Source organism: Petrocella sp. FN5 (assembly GCF_029210395.1).
Classification (GTDB): domain Bacteria; phylum Bacillota; class Clostridia; order Lachnospirales; family Vallitaleaceae; genus Petrocella.
On sequence record NZ_JARGDP010000001.1, the window covers coordinates 143,538 to 160,915 of the forward strand.

The 17,378-nt window shown below is 37.1% G+C and carries 13 protein-coding genes; all 13 read left to right on the top strand.

Annotated features, from left to right (window positions below; all coding sequences use genetic code 11):
* Positions 1 to 11: 11 nt before the first annotated feature.
* The 13 genes from uvrA to P0N36_RS00730 all read left to right on the top strand — a co-directional run bounded on the left by uvrA (position 12) and on the right by P0N36_RS00730 (position 17,360).
* Complete coding sequence (gene uvrA, locus P0N36_RS00670; RefSeq protein ID WP_275840770.1) at positions 12 to 2,864, top strand: excinuclease ABC subunit UvrA; 2,853 nt, start codon at positions 12 to 14, stop codon at positions 2,862 to 2,864.
* Between the two features lie 196 nt (positions 2,865 to 3,060).
* Entirely contained in the window at positions 3,061 to 3,780 is a 720-nt protein-coding gene (locus P0N36_RS00675; RefSeq protein ID WP_275840771.1) for a PHP domain-containing protein, read from the top strand.
* Positions 3,781 to 3,931: 151 nt separating this feature from the next.
* Positions 3,932 to 4,408: an NADH-quinone oxidoreductase subunit NuoE family protein gene (locus tag P0N36_RS00680; protein WP_275840772.1), complete on the top strand. Its 477-nt coding sequence runs from the start codon at positions 3,932 to 3,934 to the stop codon at positions 4,406 to 4,408.
* Positions 4,409 to 4,428: 20 nt separating this feature from the next.
* Positions 4,429 to 4,824, top strand: coding sequence for a (2Fe-2S) ferredoxin domain-containing protein (locus P0N36_RS00685; RefSeq protein WP_275840773.1), 396 nt, complete (start codon positions 4,429 to 4,431; stop codon positions 4,822 to 4,824).
* 21 nt (positions 4,825 to 4,845) lie between these two features.
* Positions 4,846 to 6,639 carry an NADH-quinone oxidoreductase subunit NuoF gene (locus P0N36_RS00690; RefSeq protein ID WP_275840774.1) on the top strand — a complete coding sequence of 598 codons (1,794 nt, stop codon included), beginning with the start codon at positions 4,846 to 4,848 and terminating at the stop codon, positions 6,637 to 6,639.
* A 23-nt stretch (positions 6,640 to 6,662) separates the two neighbouring features.
* On the top strand, positions 6,663 to 8,426 hold the full coding sequence (locus P0N36_RS00695) for an NADH-dependent [FeFe] hydrogenase, group A6 (protein WP_275840775.1): 1,764 nt from the start codon (positions 6,663 to 6,665) through the stop codon (positions 8,424 to 8,426).
* Between the two features lie 747 nt (positions 8,427 to 9,173).
* A complete protein-coding gene (gene hpf / locus P0N36_RS00700; RefSeq protein WP_275840776.1) occupies positions 9,174 to 9,698 on the top strand; it encodes a ribosome hibernation-promoting factor, HPF/YfiA family in 525 nt (174 codons plus the stop codon).
* A 221-nt stretch (positions 9,699 to 9,919) separates the two neighbouring features.
* Entirely contained in the window at positions 9,920 to 12,487 is a 2,568-nt protein-coding gene (gene secA / locus P0N36_RS00705) for a preprotein translocase subunit SecA (RefSeq protein WP_275840777.1), read from the top strand.
* Between the two features lie 33 nt (positions 12,488 to 12,520).
* Positions 12,521 to 13,634 (top strand): peptide chain release factor 2 gene (gene prfB, locus P0N36_RS00710; protein ID WP_275840779.1). Its coding sequence is split into 2 segments (ribosomal slippage): positions 12,521 to 12,595 and positions 12,597 to 13,634, totalling 1,113 coding nucleotides; the frame shifts between segments, so codons are not numbered across the junction.
* A gap of 16 nt (positions 13,635 to 13,650) precedes the next feature.
* Entirely contained in the window at positions 13,651 to 14,112 is a 462-nt protein-coding gene (locus P0N36_RS00715) for a chemotaxis protein CheW (RefSeq protein WP_275840780.1), read from the top strand.
* Between the two features lie 341 nt (positions 14,113 to 14,453).
* Positions 14,454 to 14,897 carry an ACT domain-containing protein gene (locus P0N36_RS00720; protein WP_275840782.1) on the top strand — a complete coding sequence of 148 codons (444 nt, stop codon included), beginning with the start codon at positions 14,454 to 14,456 and terminating at the stop codon, positions 14,895 to 14,897.
* Positions 14,898 to 14,901: 4 nt separating this feature from the next.
* On the top strand, positions 14,902 to 16,140 hold the full coding sequence (locus P0N36_RS00725; RefSeq protein ID WP_275840783.1) for a homoserine dehydrogenase: 1,239 nt from the start codon (positions 14,902 to 14,904) through the stop codon (positions 16,138 to 16,140).
* An 8-nt stretch (positions 16,141 to 16,148) separates the two neighbouring features.
* Positions 16,149 to 17,360, top strand: a complete 1,212-nt coding sequence (locus P0N36_RS00730) for a cofactor-independent phosphoglycerate mutase (RefSeq protein WP_275840784.1) — start codon at positions 16,149 to 16,151, stop codon at positions 17,358 to 17,360.
* The last annotated feature ends 18 nt before the right edge of the window (positions 17,361 to 17,378 follow it).

Here is a 17,378-nt window from a genome sequence, read left to right on the forward strand (position 1 = left end):
GAGGTGAAACCATGTCAAGTCATAATATAGTCATTAAAGGTGCACGTGAGCACAATTTAAAAAATGTTAATTTAACCATTCCAAGAGATAAAATGATTGTTTTCACTGGTCTTAGCGGCTCCGGTAAATCTTCTCTAGCATTTGATACCCTGTATGCAGAAGGTCAGAGGCGCTATGTGGAGTCATTATCATCCTATGCCAGACAATTTTTAGGACAGATGGAAAAACCGGACGTGGATAGCATAGAAGGGTTATCGCCCGCTATATCCATTGACCAAAAAACAACCAGTAGAAACCCTAGGTCCACTGTTGGTACAGTAACTGAGATATATGACTACTTCAGATTGTTATTTGCACGCATCGGCATTCCATATTGTCCAACCTGTGGCAAAGAAATAAAGAAGCAAACCATTGATCAGATCGTAGATCAGATTCTACAATTGGAAGAAGGCAAAAAAATCCAACTCTTAGCACCTGTAGTAAGAGGAAAAAAAGGACAACATCAAAAAATACTGGATCAAGCTAGAAAAAGTGGTTATGTTAGGGTGCTTGTTGATGGTAATCTTTACGATTTATCAGAAGAAATAGCACTGGACAAGAACAAAAAGCATGATATCGATGTTGTAGTAGACAGATTAGTTGTTAAACCGACCATTGGTAAACGATTGACAGATTCTATTGAAACAGTCATGCATATTACAGGTGGAAGCTTGCGTATAGACGTCATTGGCGAAGAAGCCATTAATTTCAATCAGAACTTTGCTTGCCCTGATGGGCATATTAGCTTTGATGAAATTGAACCAAGAATGTTTTCTTTTAACAACCCATTTGGAGCCTGTCCTGAGTGTCATGGGTTAGGTTTTACGATGGAATTTGATAAAGATCTTGTTATACCGGATGGAAGCCTATCAATTGACGAAGGCGCCATTAAAGCACCTGGGTGGTCATCAGCCTCTAATGAAGACAGTCATGTGAGCAGCATATTTAGAGCCCTATCTTTAGAGTATAGATTTAGTTTAAAGACACCCTTTGAGGTTTTAGATAAAAAAATCCAGGACATTATTCTATACGGTACCGGGAATGAAAAAGTACGTGTTGTTTATGCCCATAATCATGGTGAAGGCGCATACGATACTGCTTTCGAAGGAATTCTAAACAGTTTGGAGCGTCGTTATAAGGAAACAACATCAGAATATATGCGTCAAGAGTATCAAAGCCTTATGACAAATAATGATTGCCCAAGTTGTCATGGTGCAAGACTGAGACCGGCTTCTTTGGCGGTCAAATTAGGGAAACTAAACATATCGGAAGTAACTGAAATGTCCATCAATGATGTTAAAGCGTTTATGGAAAATCTTCCTTTGTCAGAGCGACAACATATGATAGGTGATCAGATTTTAAAAGAAATTGGTGCGCGTATAAAATTCCTAATGGATGTCGGTTTAGATTATCTCTCCTTGTCCAGATCGGCAGGTACTTTATCTGGAGGTGAAGCTCAACGTATTCGATTAGCGACCCAAATAGGATCAGGATTAGTAGGTGTTGTTTATATTCTCGACGAGCCTTCCATTGGCCTTCATCAGAGAGACAATGTTAGATTACTGGCTACATTAAAGCATCTAAGGGATTTGGGAAATACTTTAATTGTTGTAGAGCATGATGAAGATACCATGTTTGAAGCGGATTGCGTTGTAGATATTGGCCCTAAAGCCGGTGTCCATGGTGGAGAGATTGTTGCAGTTGGAACGGCTGAGGAGATTATGGCCCACAAAGAATCTATAACGGGTGCTTACTTAAGTGGGAGAAGAAAAATAGCTGTACCTAAAAAAAGACGTCCGGTAGGTGATAATTGGCTAATCGTGAAGGGTGCATCTGAAAATAATCTGAAAAATATTGATATTAGCATACCTCTTGGGATATTAACAGCAGTAACAGGCGTTTCCGGCTCGGGTAAAAGCTCCTTTATTAATGAAATTCTCTATAAGCGATTAGCAAGAGATCTAAATAGAGCTAAAATGAAACCGGGTAAGCATGAAGATATTGAAGGCCTTGAATACCTTGATAAAGTCATCGATATTGATCAATCTCCAATTGGAAGAACGCCTAGGTCTAATCCGGCAACTTACACAGGACTATTTGATCCAATTCGAGATATATTTGCAAAAACCGTTGATGCCAAAATGAAAGGTTATCAAAAAGGTAGGTTTAGTTTCAATGTGAAGGGTGGACGTTGTGAAGCTTGTCGGGGTGACGGTATCAATAAGATAGAAATGCATTTTCTTCCGGATATTTATGTACCTTGTGAAGTGTGTCATGGTAAAAGATACAATAGAGAAACCTTAGAAATCAAATATAAAGGGAAAAACATCTCAGAAGTCTTAGATATGACGGTTGAAGATGCGATACATTTTTTCGAACATATACCAAAAGTCAGAAGAAAATTAGACTGCCTTAATGATGTAGGATTATCCTATATCAAATTAGGGCAACCCTCTACAACTCTATCCGGTGGAGAAGCTCAAAGAGTAAAATTAGCGACAGAGTTGAGTAAAAGAAGTACAGGTAAAACAGTCTATATATTAGATGAACCAACAACAGGACTACATTTTGCAGATGTCCACAAACTCATTAAAATCCTTCAATCTTTAGTAGATTCCGGTAATACGGTGATTGTCATAGAACATAATTTAGATGTAATTAAAACAACAGATTATGTTATTGACCTAGGGCCAGAAGGTGGCGATCGAGGAGGAAGCATTGTTGCTATTGGAACACCGGAAGAAGTTGCTGAGATTGATACGTCATACACGGGACAATTTTTAAAAAAAGTTTTAAAAAAGCATATAGATTTTGAGAAGAAATGAATACGATATAAGTAAGATAAGTTTGATTGTAAATGATAATAAAAATCAATCCCGTTTTAGTGAATAAAACCTTGATTTATAAGGGTTTTATTCATTAAAAAAATAGATAAATTTGTTTACAGTATATATATAATCTGCTATAATTAACTGTGTTATGCTCAAATTGACAATAATTTAACGAAAAGTGAGAGGTCTTATGAAAATTTCTTACGATTTACATATTCATACGGCGTTATCACCCTGTGGTCATGAAGACATGACACCCAATAATATCGTTAACATGTCAAAGTTATGTGGTGTAGATGTAATAGCTATAACAGATCATAATACCTGTGAGAATGTGGAAGCTGTCATGAAGGTTGCATTAAAATCCGATTTGATTGTCATACCTGGTATGGAGATAGAATCAAGAGAGGAAGTCCATCTTGTCTGTCTTTTTCCAACACTTGACCAAGTACAAAAGGTTCAAGCTATTGTATATAGCCACTTACCCAATAGGCCGAATAATCGTAAAATATTCGGTGAACAAATACTCTTTAATGATGAGGATGATCCGATAGGAACCAACAATCGATTGCTTTCGTTTGCATGTGATTTATCCCTTGAGCAAGTGGTGCAGGTATGTCTTGATCATGACGGGGTGTGTATACCGGCCCACATAGACCGACCAAGCTATAGTATTATCTCAAACTTAGGTATGATGCCTGAGAACATTGATTTTCCGACTTTAGAGATTTCTAGACACAATGCAATAGAATCCTATATAAAAGAATATCCAAATCATCAAGTTATACAGAACTCAGATGCACACGATTTAGGCTATATAGGTAGTTGCAAAAAGACCATCGATGTATCAGAAAAAACACTTAAAGCGATACTGACAAAACTAAAATCCCCTAATGGAACTATTATTTGAAGTAAACCTTCAAAATAATATAGAGACATAATCTGCATTTTTCTACTATCAAGATTGTTAATGATTTAACTATATTGTAAAAAGCAGATTTAGTTTAAATGTAGTGTAACACAGATAACTTTATTTAATATTATACTTAAGGAGGTAAATTATGGCTGTTAACACTGAATTAACTGTTGAAAAATTTAATGAATTAGAACAGTATATTGATTCAATGCCTTCCACAAAAGGCGAACTTATTCGTGTCTTACATAAGGCGCAAGGTATTTTCGGATTTTTACCACAGGAAGTGCAGAAATTCATAGCCAAAAAGTTGGATTTATCAACGGCTAAAGTTTTTGGCGTTGTAAGTTTCTACTCATACTTCACGATGGAACCAAAAGGGGAAAATCCAATCGCAATTTGTATGGGAACGGCTTGTTATGTAAGAGGCGCAGAGAAGGTGCAAGATGCATTTATTAAAGAACTGGGTATTAAGGTAGGCGAAACCACTGCAGACGGTAAGTTTTCATTAGATGCTTTACGTTGTGTAGGTGCTTGCGGACTTGCACCGGTTGTATTGGTAGGGGAAAAAGTATATGGCCGTGTAACCGTAGAAGACGTTAAAAAAATCATCAGCAACTACTAAATCATAAAGGAGGCATTCAAATGGCAAAAATAAAATCATTTGCAGATCTAAAGAAGATCAAAGAGGATGTTCAATCTCAAGTAGCCTTAAGAGAAAAAGGTGAAAACAGTGATAACTTGGTAAAAGTGAGAGTAGCCATGGCTACTTGCGGTATTGCTTCAGGAGCAAGAGAAATCATGACCTATATCATAGATGAGTGTGCGGCAAAAGGTGTAGAAAATGTTGTTGTCACGCAAACAGGATGTATGGGTTATTGTTATGCAGAGCCAACTATAGAAGTTGTTCTACCGGGTCAAGACGGTGTGGTCTATGGCAATGTTGATCAAAAAAAGGCACTGGAAATCATAGAAAAGCATATAGTTGAAGGTACTTTAGTAGACGGTATCATACCACAAACTCATAAAACAATTGAATAAAATAGGTTAGGAGGTTAAAAAATGGCTAACTATAAAATGCAAATGCTGGTTTGCGGTGGTACAGGATGTAAATCCGCCGAAGCAGACGGTATTGTAACGAATCTGGAAAAAGCTATTGTAGCAAACAATATTAGTGATGAAGTTCAAGTTTTGACAACCGGTTGCTTTGGTTTCTGCGAAAAGGGACCTGTCGTTAAAATATTACCTGATAATACATTTTATGTACAAGTTGTACCGGAAGATGCAGAAGAATTGGTTGCTGAACATTGTGTTAAGGGTAGAAAAGTTGAAAGATTGCTTTATGTCAATCCGGACACAAAAGAAATCATTTCAGACTCTAAGGATATGGATTTCTACAAAAAACAAATGCGTATTGCTCTTAGAAACTGTGGTTTAATCGATCCGGATGTTATTGATGATTATATAGCAAGAGATGGTTACCAAGCTATTGGTAGAGCATTAACAGAAATGACACCGGAAGATGTTATTGATGTAATTAAAGACTCCGGTTTACGTGGCCGTGGGGGTGGCGGTTTCCCTACAGGTCTTAAATGGCAATTTGCAGCAGGTTATGATGCAGACCAAAAATATGTTATTTGTAATGCGGATGAAGGTGATCCAGGTGCTTTTATGGACCGTTCAATTCTTGAAGGTGACCCACATTCAGTTATTGAAGCAATGGCAATATGCGGTTATGCAATAGGCGCATCGCAGGGTCGCGTCTATATTCGAGCGGAGTACCCTTTAGCAATTAAACGTCTTGAAAAAGCCATTAGTGATGCAAGAGATTATGGTCTTCTAGGACAAGACATCATGGGAACAGGCTTTGAGTTTGACATTGAATTGACTTACGGTGCAGGTGCATTCGTATGTGGAGAAGAAACAGCATTGATTCACTCAATGGAAGGTGAACGTGGAGAGCCAACTACAAAACCACCATTCCCAGCTGAATCTGGTTACTGGGGTAAACCAACGAATGTAAATAACGTTGAAACCTTTGCTAATGTGCCGGCCATCTTATTAAAAGGTGCAGATTGGTATTCCAGAATCGGAACAGAGCGATCTACCGGAACCAAAGTTTTTGCATTAGCCGGTAAAATTAACAACGTTGGATTGATTGAGGTTCCAATGGGCACAACCTTACGTGAAGTTATTTATGACATTGGTGGTGGCATAAAAGACGGGAAGAAATTTAAGGCTGTTCAAACGGGTGGACCATCCGGTGGTTGTTTGACTGAAAAAGACTTAGATACCCCAATTGATTTTGATAATCTAATTGCAGCAGGTTCAATGATGGGATCTGGTGGTATGATTGTCATGGATGAAGATGACTGTATGCCGGCAATAGCCAAATTCTATCTAGAGTTCACTGTTGAAGAATCATGTGGAAAATGTACGCCATGCCGAGTAGGTACTAAGCGTTTACATGAACTTCTTGAAGTCATTGTAGATGGTAAAGGCGAAATGAAACATATTGATGAATTAAAAAGACTTAGCCGTACAATTAAGAGTGCCTCATTATGTGGTTTGGGACAAACAGCACCTAACCCAATTTTATCCACTTTGGATGCATTCTATGACGAGTATTTGGCTCATATTAATGATAAAAAGTGCCCAGCAGGACAATGTACATCCCTATTAAGCTATTACATTCTTGAAGATAAGTGTATCGGCTGTACAGCATGTGCACGTGTATGCCCTGTTAACTGTATTTCTGGTGAAGTTAAGAAATTACATGTAATTGATCAGGAAACATGTATCAAGTGTGGTGCTTGTTACGATACTTGTAAGTTTGCTGCGATTGAAAAACGATAATTGAGAGAAGGAGGCAAAACCAAATGTCAGATATTAGAATAGTCATTGACGGGAAAGAAGTTTTTGTTCCAAAAGGCAGCACCATATTGGATGGTGCCAAAAAACTTGGAATAACCATCCCCACTTTATGTCATTTAGATTTACATGATACAAAAATGGTCAATCAAACGGCTTCATGTCGTGTTTGTGTGGTTGAAGTAGAAGGTAGAGGCAATTTAGCACCTTCATGTGCAACACCTGCACTTGACGGTATGGTGGTTCGTACAAATACCATGCGTGTCCTTGAAACAAGAAAGACTGTAACAGAATTGATTCTGTCTGATCATCCAAAAGATTGTTTAACTTGCTCTCAATCAGGTGAGTGTGAACTACAAGATCTTGCTGAAATGATTGGAATTAGAGACATAAATATTACAGGTAATGAAATGTCAACGTATAAGAAGGATTATTCAACCTCAATTATACGAGACATGGATAAATGTATCATGTGTAGAAGATGTGAAACCATGTGTAACAATGTTCAAGAAGTTGGCGCCTTATCAGGCATCAATAGAGGTTTCAATGCCGTAGTTTCTCCTGCTTTTGAGTTACCATTGACTGAAACTGTCTGTACCCATTGTGGTCAATGTGTAGCGGTATGTCCTGTAGGCGCATTGTCAGAAAACGACCATACATGGAAAGTTGTTGAGGCTTTAGCGAATCCAGAAAAAACCGTTATCGTTCAAGTAGCACCAGCAGTTAGAGTTGCCCTTGGTGAAGAATTTGGTCATGCTCCTGGAACAATCATTACAGGAAAAATGGTGACAGCCCTTAAGCAAATCGGATTTGATCAGGTATTTGATACTGACTTTGCAGCAGACTTAACCATTATGGAAGAAGGTACAGAGCTTCTAGGACGTTTAGGACGTTTTCTAGCAGGTGAAAAAGATGTTCCACTTCCAATACTAACATCATGCTGTCCTGCATGGGTTAACTTTGTTGAGAGTCAATTCCCGGATTTAATTGATATTCCGTCTTCAGCAAAATCACCTCAACAAATGTTCGGTGCTGTAGCAAAATCCTATTACGCAGATATCCTAAAGATTGACCGTAAGGATTTGGTAGTTGTATCCGTCATGCCTTGTTTAGCTAAAAAATATGAAGCTGATAGAGTTGAATTTAGTGTGGATGGTAATCCGGATGTAGACCTTGTAATCTCAACCAGAGAGCTTGCGCATTTAATTGAACAAGTTAATATTGATATTGACGAGCTTGAAGACTCAGAATTTGATAAGCCACTTGGTGTTTCTACTGGTGCAGGTGTAATCTTTGGTTCTACGGGTGGTGTTATTGAAGCTGCACTTAGAACAGCATACGAAGTTCATGTTAAGAAACCTTTACCGAAAATTGATTTTGAGCAATTAAGAGGCTTTGAAGGTGTACGTGCTGCAGAAGTTGATTTTGATGGTTTGAAGCTAAATATTGGTATTGCTCACGGACTAGGTAATGCGAAGGCATTACTTACTGAGATCCGTAATGGTAACCCTAGAAACTTCCATGCCATTGAAGTTATGGCTTGTCCTGGTGGCTGTATCGGTGGTGGAGGACAACCTTACCATCACGGTGATTCATCCATCATCAAAAAACGTATGGATGCTATTTATCAGATTGATCAAGACATGCCAATCAGAAAATCTCATGAAAATGAAGCGGTAATGGAGTTATATGATAAATATCTTGGAGAGCCAATGTCACACAAGGCCCATGATTTATTACATACACATTATAGTCAAAAAGATAAAGCATAATAGTTTAGATTATGTTTAGAAAGAAGTAGTAGCCATGGATGCAAATCTAAGGTTACTACTTTTTTTGGTATTATTTCAATAGTCCTATGAAAACCCTTCCGTGGATTAGCTACAACGGCCTCTTGTTCCTACATCCATGTAGGAAAAGTCGGCGGTTACATCCATGTAACCCTGCTTATGTAGCTAACACCACTCCAGGAACTTCATAGTCGGTGTTGGCTTACTATGGTATTATTGTATCGTATCCGTGTCCTATGAAAACCCTTCCGTATACCTTAAGGTTATGCACAGTATTATAAATTGAGGATTAGAGAAGTTAGACGAGGATATGAAAATACGGGGTGAGTCTTTTCAAGTCGTGTAGGAATAAGAAGTCATAATGGTGATATGTAATGTTCAAATATTGATATATCTGTAACATATACTCGATTAGTATGTTGACATAATATGGTGAACCCAAAAGCATTATCCACAAAAAAAACTTGAAAAATGCTTGAAAAATGGGGTTGTACACAGAGTTGAACACACTATCCACAAGTAAAAGCGGTTAAAATAATAATAAAAACCAAGTTATCCACAAGCGTGTTCAATAAGGTCTCATAATATTCTGACATTTTTTAAACAGGTTAAAAGAAAAAAAGAACTAATAAAAAGAAGGATATCTCTAATAAATATAGAATATTAATATTATAGCAAAAGCTATAATATTGTAAAAACACGTTATCGTGTTTGAAAGGAGTTGTTCGTATGCGTTATACAATAAGTGGGAAAAATATCGAGATAACCAACGCATTAAGGGAAGTGGCAACTAATAAACTCAGTAAGTTGGAAAAGTACTTTTCAGAAGACACTGAAGTACAAGTTACCTTGAGTGTTTTAAAGAAAAATCATATAATTGAAGTCACCTTGCCATTAAAGGGCACCATCATTAGAGCCGAAGAAGAAGCTGAAAACATGTATGCAGCTATTGATCTTGTAATAGATGTGCTAGAGCGACAATTGCTTAGACATAAGAAAAAATTAATTAATCGTCATCGCCATCATGGAACCTTTAGAACGGCATTTGCACAAGCTGATTATGAAGATGATGAAGGTATGAAAATTGTTAGAAGCAAAAAATTCCCCATAAAGCCCATGGATGCAGAAGAAGCTTGTATGGAAATGGAACTTTTAGGACATAGTTTCTTTGTTTTTAGAGATCGAGACACAGAGGAACTTGCTGTGGTATATAAAAGAAAAGACGGACAATTTGGTTTGATATCACCAGAATAAAGGATTCAAAGTCTTCCGGTATAATCCGGAAGACTTTTTTTAATACTTTTTTTAATACTTTTTTTAAAACTATAGGATAGGATAAGCTCATAATGGGAACTAAATGAATTATTAAACACAATAGGTTGAATAACCGAAGGGTTAATGGTAAAATTGTGTAATGCAATAATACAAAAGTTCAGATGAAAAAAACACGATAGTTAGGCTTGGAAGGTGAAAAAATGTCACTAATTAGAAAAATATTTAAAACACATAGTGAAAGAGAATTAAAAAGAATCATGCCCTTTGTGGATCAAATTGATAATATGGATTCAACTTATGCAAGTATGTCGGATGATGCTTTGAAAGGTATGACAGAGATACTAAAGAAGCGATTGGATAATGGTGAAACATTGGATGATATCTTGCCCGAGGCTTTTGCAACGGTTCGAGAAGTCGGATATAGAGTACTTGGCTTAAAAGCCTTTAGAACTCAGATTATCGGTGGTATTATTTTTCATCAAGGTCGAATTGGTGAGATGAAAACAGGTGAAGGTAAGACGCTGGCAGCCACTTTACCGGCCTATCTGAATGCTTTGTCCCAAAAAGGTGTTCATATTGTTACCGTAAATGATTATCTAGCAGCACGTGATGCTGAGGAAATGGGTAAAATCTTTAATTTTTTGGGTCTTACAGTTGGTGTTTTAATTAACGGTATTACCAATGAAGAGCGACATGCGGCTTATCAAGCTGACATAACTTATGGAACAAACAATGAATTTGGATTTGATTACTTAAGAGACAATATGGTTATATATAAAAAAGATATGGTTCAAAGAGAGTTAAACTATGCTATCATTGATGAAGTTGACTCCATATTAATTGACGAGGCAAGAACGCCATTGATCATATCGGGAAGCAGTAGTAAATCGACACATCTTTATCAACAGGCTAATATGTTATCAAAAAGACTAAGAAAAGGTGAAATCATAGGTGAAGTCTCAAAACTAAGCGCCATACTAAATGAAGAAGTTGAAGAGACCGGAGATTTTGTTTTAGATGAAAAAGAAAAAAATGTCACTTTGACAGCAGAAGGCGTAAAAAAAGTTGAAGCATATTTTCAAATAGAGAATCTCTCTGATCCGGAGAATATGGAGATATTACACCATATTAACTTGGCACTTAGAGCCAATTATACCATGTTTAAAGACAAGAATTACGTAATAAAAGAAGGTGAAATCGTTATTGTTGATGAGTTTACTGGTCGATTAATGCCTGGTAGACGCTATTCTAATGGATTGCATCAAGCTATAGAAGCTAAAGAAGATGTAGATGTTAGACGTGAAAGCAAGACCCTAGCAACCATAACCTTCCAAAATTATTTTAATCGTTATAAAAAAAGATCAGGTATGACAGGTACGGCATTAACGGAAGAAGAAGAGTTTAGAGAAATTTATGGCATGGATGTTATTGTTATCCCTACGAATAGACCTATAGTTCGTATAGACCATGCAGATGAAGTTTATAGATCCCATGAAGAAAAAATCAAGGCTATCGTAAGTGATGTACAAGCATCCTATGAGAAGGGGCAACCGGTACTTGTAGGTACAGTCACCATTGATTCTTCCGAAGAGTTAAGCCGTGAGTTAAAGAAGGCAGGCATAAGACATAATGTCTTGAATGCAAAGTTTCATGAGCGTGAGGCAGAGATAGTAGCCAATGCCGGTCAATATCAAGCGGTTACCATAGCAACCAATATGGCCGGTCGTGGTACAGATATTAAACTGGGTCAGGGCGTTATTGAAGCAGGCGGTCTCAAAATCATAGGTACAGAGCGCCATGAATCAAGACGAATCGACAATCAGTTAAGAGGTCGTTCAGGACGTCAAGGTGATCCTGGAGAGTCTAAGTTCTATTTATCACTGGATGATGATCTCATGCGTCTGTTTGGCTCTGACCGTTTTAAAAATACCATTAGCCGACTAGGTTTACCGGAAGGTGAGCCAATTGCTGCGGGTATCTTGTCCAACGCTATTGAAAACGCACAGAAAAAAGTTGAGGGCAATAACTTTGGTATAAGAAAGCATTTGCTTGATTATGATCAGGTCATGAATGAGCAAAGAGAAATCATCTATGAAGAACGTAGTAAGGTTCTAGATGGTCAGAACATGCGTGAAGTTATTATGAACATGATTGCAGATAATATTAAAAGAATCGTCAATGGGTTCTCAAATGGTATGGATCATCCGGATGAATGGGATCTACCTGGTATGATGGAGCAAATGCATAATATTATTCCTATACATCATGTTCAGATGACGGATGATGAAAAAGATGGTATGAATCGTGTAAAGTTCATTGACTTCATTACGAATAAGGCTTATGAACTATATAAAGCAAAAGAAGATGAATTTGAAGATATTGAAATATTAAGAGAAGCAGAAAGGGTTGTTTTGTTACGATCGATTGATCAGAAGTGGATGGATCATATCGATAGTATGGATCAAATGCGCCAAGGAATTGGTTTGAGAGCTTATGGCCAAAGAGACCCTTTGGTAGAGTACAAGTTTGTCGGTTTTGAGATGTTTGACGATATGATAGAAAGCATTCAAGAAAGTACCGTTAGAGCCATGTATTCTATTAGAGCCAAAGTTAAGATAGAACGTGAGCAGGTGGCGAAAATTACAGGTACCAATAAAGGTGAAAGCTCGAAACCGGCGCCCATTAAAAGAGCTGAAAAAAAAGTGGGACGAAACGAACCATGTCCATGTGGAAGTGGTAAAAAATACAAACAATGTCATGGCAGGTAAGATGAGCCATAATAAAATAAAAGAGGTGTTAAAATGATTGAGTTGGATCAAATTCGACAGCAATTGAAAGGGTATGAAAGTAAACTTGAAGAACTGAGGGCTTCTCTTTGACATCCCTGGCGCGGAGAATAAAAGACAAGAGTTAGAAGCACAGTCAAGTGCACAAGACTTCTGGAATCATCCGGAAGAATCCCAAGAAGTCTTAAAAAGCATTAAGGTTCTAAACAACAAGATTGATGATTATAAGAAAATATTGCAAGACTATGAAGAACTTGATATACTTATAGATATGGCAGAAGAAGAATCAGATGAGGACCTTTTAAATGAAATAAAGGAACTCGTTGCGACGTTTATAAATGATTACGACGCTATGGTAATAGCAACACTATTAAAAGGGCCCTATGATAACAATAATGCGATTATATCTCTTCATGCAGGGGCAGGTGGCACTGAATCATGTGATTGGGTTGAAATGCTCTATAGAATGTATACAAGATGGTCCAATCAAAAAAACTATAGCCTGGAAGTGATTGATTATCTTGCAGGTGATGAAGCAGGTATAAAATCCATAACCTTCGAAGTCGGTGGTGAAAACGCATATGGCTATTTAAAAGCTGAAAAAGGTGTCCATAGATTGGTTAGAATATCACCTTTTGATAGTTCCGGAAGACGTCATACATCTTTTGCGTCTTGTGATGTGATACCGGATATTGAAGAGGAAATAGATGTGGAAATCAACTCGGATGATATTAGGATTGATACATTCAGAGCAAGTGGCGCAGGTGGTCAGCATATCAATAAGACGGACTCAGCCATTAGGATCACCCATATGCCAACAGGTATTGTTGTACAGTGCCAAAATGAAAGATCACAGCATAAGAACAAAGATAAAGCCTTACAAATGCTAAAGATTAAACTATTTGAAGTTGAAAGACAAAAGCAACTTGAAAAGATGACGGATATTCGTGGCGAAACCAAAGAAATTGGATGGGGCAGTCAAATAAGATCTTATGTTATGCATCCTTATAATATGGTTAAAGACCATCGTACCAATCAAGAAACGGGTAATGTCGGTGCGGTGATGGATGGGCAGCTAGATGATTTTATAAATGCATATTTGAAGTGGATGGCAGTGAAAACCATTTAACTAAGGAGGAAAACTTATGGCTACGTTACAACAAGTTGTATTTAAACTGGACAAAGAAGAATATGGCTTAAATATTATGATGGTAAATGGGATTGAAAAGTACCAAGAGGTTGTTAAAGTACCGAATGCACCGGAGTACATAGAAGGCATGATCAACCTAAGGGGTGAAGTACTTCCTATTTTCAGTTTGAGGAAAAAATTCAATTTAGCAGACAAACCTCATGATGATGAAACAAAAATAATTGTTGTCAACACAAATGGTATTAAAGTAGGATTCGTTGTAGATTCAGTGGAAGAGATTCTTCAGATTGAGGAAGAAGTCATTGAGGTTGCTCCAACCATAGTTGCAGGTATTAATAGGAAATATATTAAATCAGTAGCAAAAGTAGACCAGCGTATGATTGTTCTCATTGATATTGATCTTGTGGTAACGGATGAAGAAAAAATATCCTTAGGTGAAGTTATAGCTGAAGTATAGATAGAAGAGTTGTTCCATAAAATGGAGCAACTTTTTTTTTGAAAAGTACACTCATAACTATATATTGTATGTAAAAGTTCAACTATAGAGTTTTGACACTTTAATCAAATATTGTTAAAGTATCAAAACTAAGTTTTCTCTAAATTACATAAAACATATAGGTTACGTTGATACACTCATAACTATATATTGTATGTAAAAGTTCAACTATAGAGTTTTGACACTTTAATCAAATATATACATATTTAGTGTTGAAACTCAAGTTGAACTATGGTATTATCTTTCTATAAAAAACAAATGTATTTCCAGTAAAAACATAATTGGATGAAGTGAGGTGTATCATGCCAGATCAAGCTAATTTTTATATTATACAAAGGAAGGCTTTACCGGAAGTGTTTTTAAAGGTCGTACAAGCAAAGAAATATTTAGAAAAGGAAAAAGCTATGACAGTTCAAGAAGCAGTTGAAGCTGTAGGGATTAGTAGAAGTTCTTTTTATAAGTATAAAGATACCATTTTTCCTTTTTATGAGAACTCAAGGGGCAGAGCTATAACTCTAGGAATGAGGATAGACGACGAACCCGGTCTTTTGTCCTTGCTACTAAACTGTATAGCTAAGTATCAAGCAAATATACTTACAATACATCAAACAATACCAATCAATGGAGTTGCGGATATTACATTTAGCATAGAGGTGTTACCGACAACGGGAGATGTTCAAGATATGGTCAATCATTTGATTGAGACAGAAGGTGTTCATCAAGTTAAGATATTAGCTAGGGAGTGATAGAATGGCAAAAATAGCGATTTTGGGATATGGTACGGTTGGATCAGGTGTAGTTGAAGTACTCAAGACCAACCAAATCAGTATTAATAGAAGAGCAGAAACAGAGATAGAGTTAAAATATGTTTTGGATTTAAGAGAATTTCCGGGTTCATCTATAGAGCATGTGTTAACCCATAACTATATGGACATATTACAAGATGATGAAGTGGATATCGTTGTAGAAGTCATGGGTGGTATAGAGCCGGCGTATACATTTGTTAAACAGGCTCTTGAAAAAGGAAAAAGTGTAGTAACATCAAACAAAGAGTTAGTCGCAAAACATGGTCCTCATTTGCTTGAGATTGCGAAAAAATATCATGTAAATTTTCTTTTTGAAGCCAGCGTAGGTGGCGGAATACCTATTATACGCCCTTTGAATCAATCATTAACAGCCGATGAAATCTATGAGATAGAAGGCATTTTAAACGGAACAACCAATTATATCTTATCTAAGATGAAAGATGAAGGCCTTGATTTTGATGTAGCATTAAAAGAAGCTCAAGATTTGGGTTTTGCAGAGCGTAATCCGGAATCTGACATTGAGGGTCATGACACCTGTAGAAAAATAGCTATTTTATCCTCACTGGCTTTTGGGTGGCATGTGGACTATGAAAATATCTATACAGAAGGTATTACTAAAATCACTCAAAAGGATATGGTTTATGCGAAGGCTATGGGCATGGACATCAAGCTTCTAGGTAGATGTAAAAAAGAAGGAGATCGAGTGTGCCTTGCCGTTATGCCTATGTTGATCGGGGCTAATCATCCTTTAAATAATGTACATGGTGTGTTTAATGCTATATTAATCAAAGGTAATGTTATTGGTGATGTGATGTTTTATGGAGCAGGCGCAGGTAAATTGCCGACAGCCAGTGCGGTTGTTGCGGATATCATAGATGCTTCAAAACATAAAGGGAAAAACATCATCGTCCAATGGAGTATGAAAAAAATGAAGCTTATGCCAATGACAGATGGGCACTTCAATTATTTCATTAGAGTAAAAATGCATCAAGAAAAAGAAGGAAGAGCCTTTATTAAAAAGATCTTTAATCATGTTGAATGGGTACAAGTCCAGGAAGATCCAAATTCAATAGGGTTTATTACAGAGAGTATAAGGGAAGGCGATATTGCCTTGAATATAGAAAAAATAAAGAACAATGAAGCCATCATATCAGTTGAAAGTATGATACGTTTAGAAAGGTAGGTATAAGGATGAAGTATGTAGTCATTCTAGGAGATGGCATGGCAGATCGCCCTATAGAAAGATTAGGGAACAAAACACCTCTACAAGTAGCAAAAAAGCCAAACATAGATGCTTTAGCCATGCAGGGCGAGGTCGCCCTTGTAGATACAATTCCAAAAGGAATGGCACCTGGAAGTGATACTGCAAATTTATCGGTAATGGGCTATAACCCTGAAATATACTATACAGGTAGATCCCCTCTTGAAGCAGTTAGCATGGGGATTAGTATGGAGGATGACGACATCTGTTTCAGATGTAATCTTGTCACCCTATCAGAACAAGAACCTTATGAAGATAAAATCATGCTGGATCATAGTGCTTCAGAAATAACAACAGAAGAGGCAGGAGAGCTGATTGCTGCAATTGATCATGTTTTCTCAGATACCATTAGAAAATTCTATCCCGGTATATCTTATAGGCATGCACTTATTTGGAAAAAGGGTTCTTTAAATGTGGAACTAGAACCACCTCATAACATTTTAGAAAATCGAATTAAGGATCATTTACCAAAAGGCGACTTTAGCGATATCATTTTAGAGATGCAGAAAAAAAGCTATGCAATATTAAACGACCATCCTATTAATGTAGATAGAGCTAAAAGAAAGCTTAATAAAGCCAATAGTATCTGGATATGGGGGGAAGGTACAAAGCCCAGTTTGACATCTTTTATGGAAAAGTATGGAAAAAAAGGTGCCATGGTTTCAGCGGTTGACTTACTTAAAGGGATTGCCATTGCCAGTGAAATGACATCCATAGATGTGGAAGGGGCAGACGGTAGCTTGCATACAAACTATGAAGGAAAAGTCAATGCATCTTTAAAGGCACTTAAGACAGGTCATGATTTTGTATATTTACATATTGAAGCACCGGATGAATGTGGTCATAGAGGTGAACTAGAAAACAAAATACTGGCGATTGAGCTGATTGATGAAAAAGTTGTCAAACCAATTGTTAAGGGTTTGACAGAGATGAAAGAACCATATAGAATATTAATTATGCCTGATCATCCTACACCGGTGGAAATAAGGACACATACAACAGATCCTGTTCCTTATGTTCTCTACGACAGTCGTAGGGCATTAGAGGACCATCTGACATACGATGAGGTCATGGCAGAAAAAAACGGTGTTCGATTTGAAAAAGGGCATGAGCTTATGGGCTATTTTTTATCGGAAGAGTAAGTTTGGAAAACACATATA

Coding starts and splice junctions, on each gene's coding strand:
- uvrA (WP_275840770.1), top strand. CDS start 12: ATGTCAAGTCATAATATAGTCATTAAAGGTGCACGTGAGCACAATTTA.
- P0N36_RS00675 (WP_275840771.1), top strand. CDS start 3,061: ATGAAAATTTCTTACGATTTACATATTCATACGGCGTTATCACCCTGT.
- P0N36_RS00680 (WP_275840772.1), top strand. CDS start 3,932: ATGGCTGTTAACACTGAATTAACTGTTGAAAAATTTAATGAATTAGAA.
- P0N36_RS00685 (WP_275840773.1), top strand. CDS start 4,429: ATGGCAAAAATAAAATCATTTGCAGATCTAAAGAAGATCAAAGAGGAT.
- P0N36_RS00690 (WP_275840774.1), top strand. CDS start 4,846: ATGGCTAACTATAAAATGCAAATGCTGGTTTGCGGTGGTACAGGATGT.
- P0N36_RS00695 (WP_275840775.1), top strand. CDS start 6,663: ATGTCAGATATTAGAATAGTCATTGACGGGAAAGAAGTTTTTGTTCCA.
- hpf (WP_275840776.1), top strand. CDS start 9,174: ATGCGTTATACAATAAGTGGGAAAAATATCGAGATAACCAACGCATTA.
- secA (WP_275840777.1), top strand. CDS start 9,920: ATGTCACTAATTAGAAAAATATTTAAAACACATAGTGAAAGAGAATTA.
- P0N36_RS00715 (WP_275840780.1), top strand. CDS start 13,651: ATGGCTACGTTACAACAAGTTGTATTTAAACTGGACAAAGAAGAATAT.
- P0N36_RS00720 (WP_275840782.1), top strand. CDS start 14,454: ATGCCAGATCAAGCTAATTTTTATATTATACAAAGGAAGGCTTTACCG.
- P0N36_RS00725 (WP_275840783.1), top strand. CDS start 14,902: ATGGCAAAAATAGCGATTTTGGGATATGGTACGGTTGGATCAGGTGTA.
- P0N36_RS00730 (WP_275840784.1), top strand. CDS start 16,149: ATGAAGTATGTAGTCATTCTAGGAGATGGCATGGCAGATCGCCCTATA.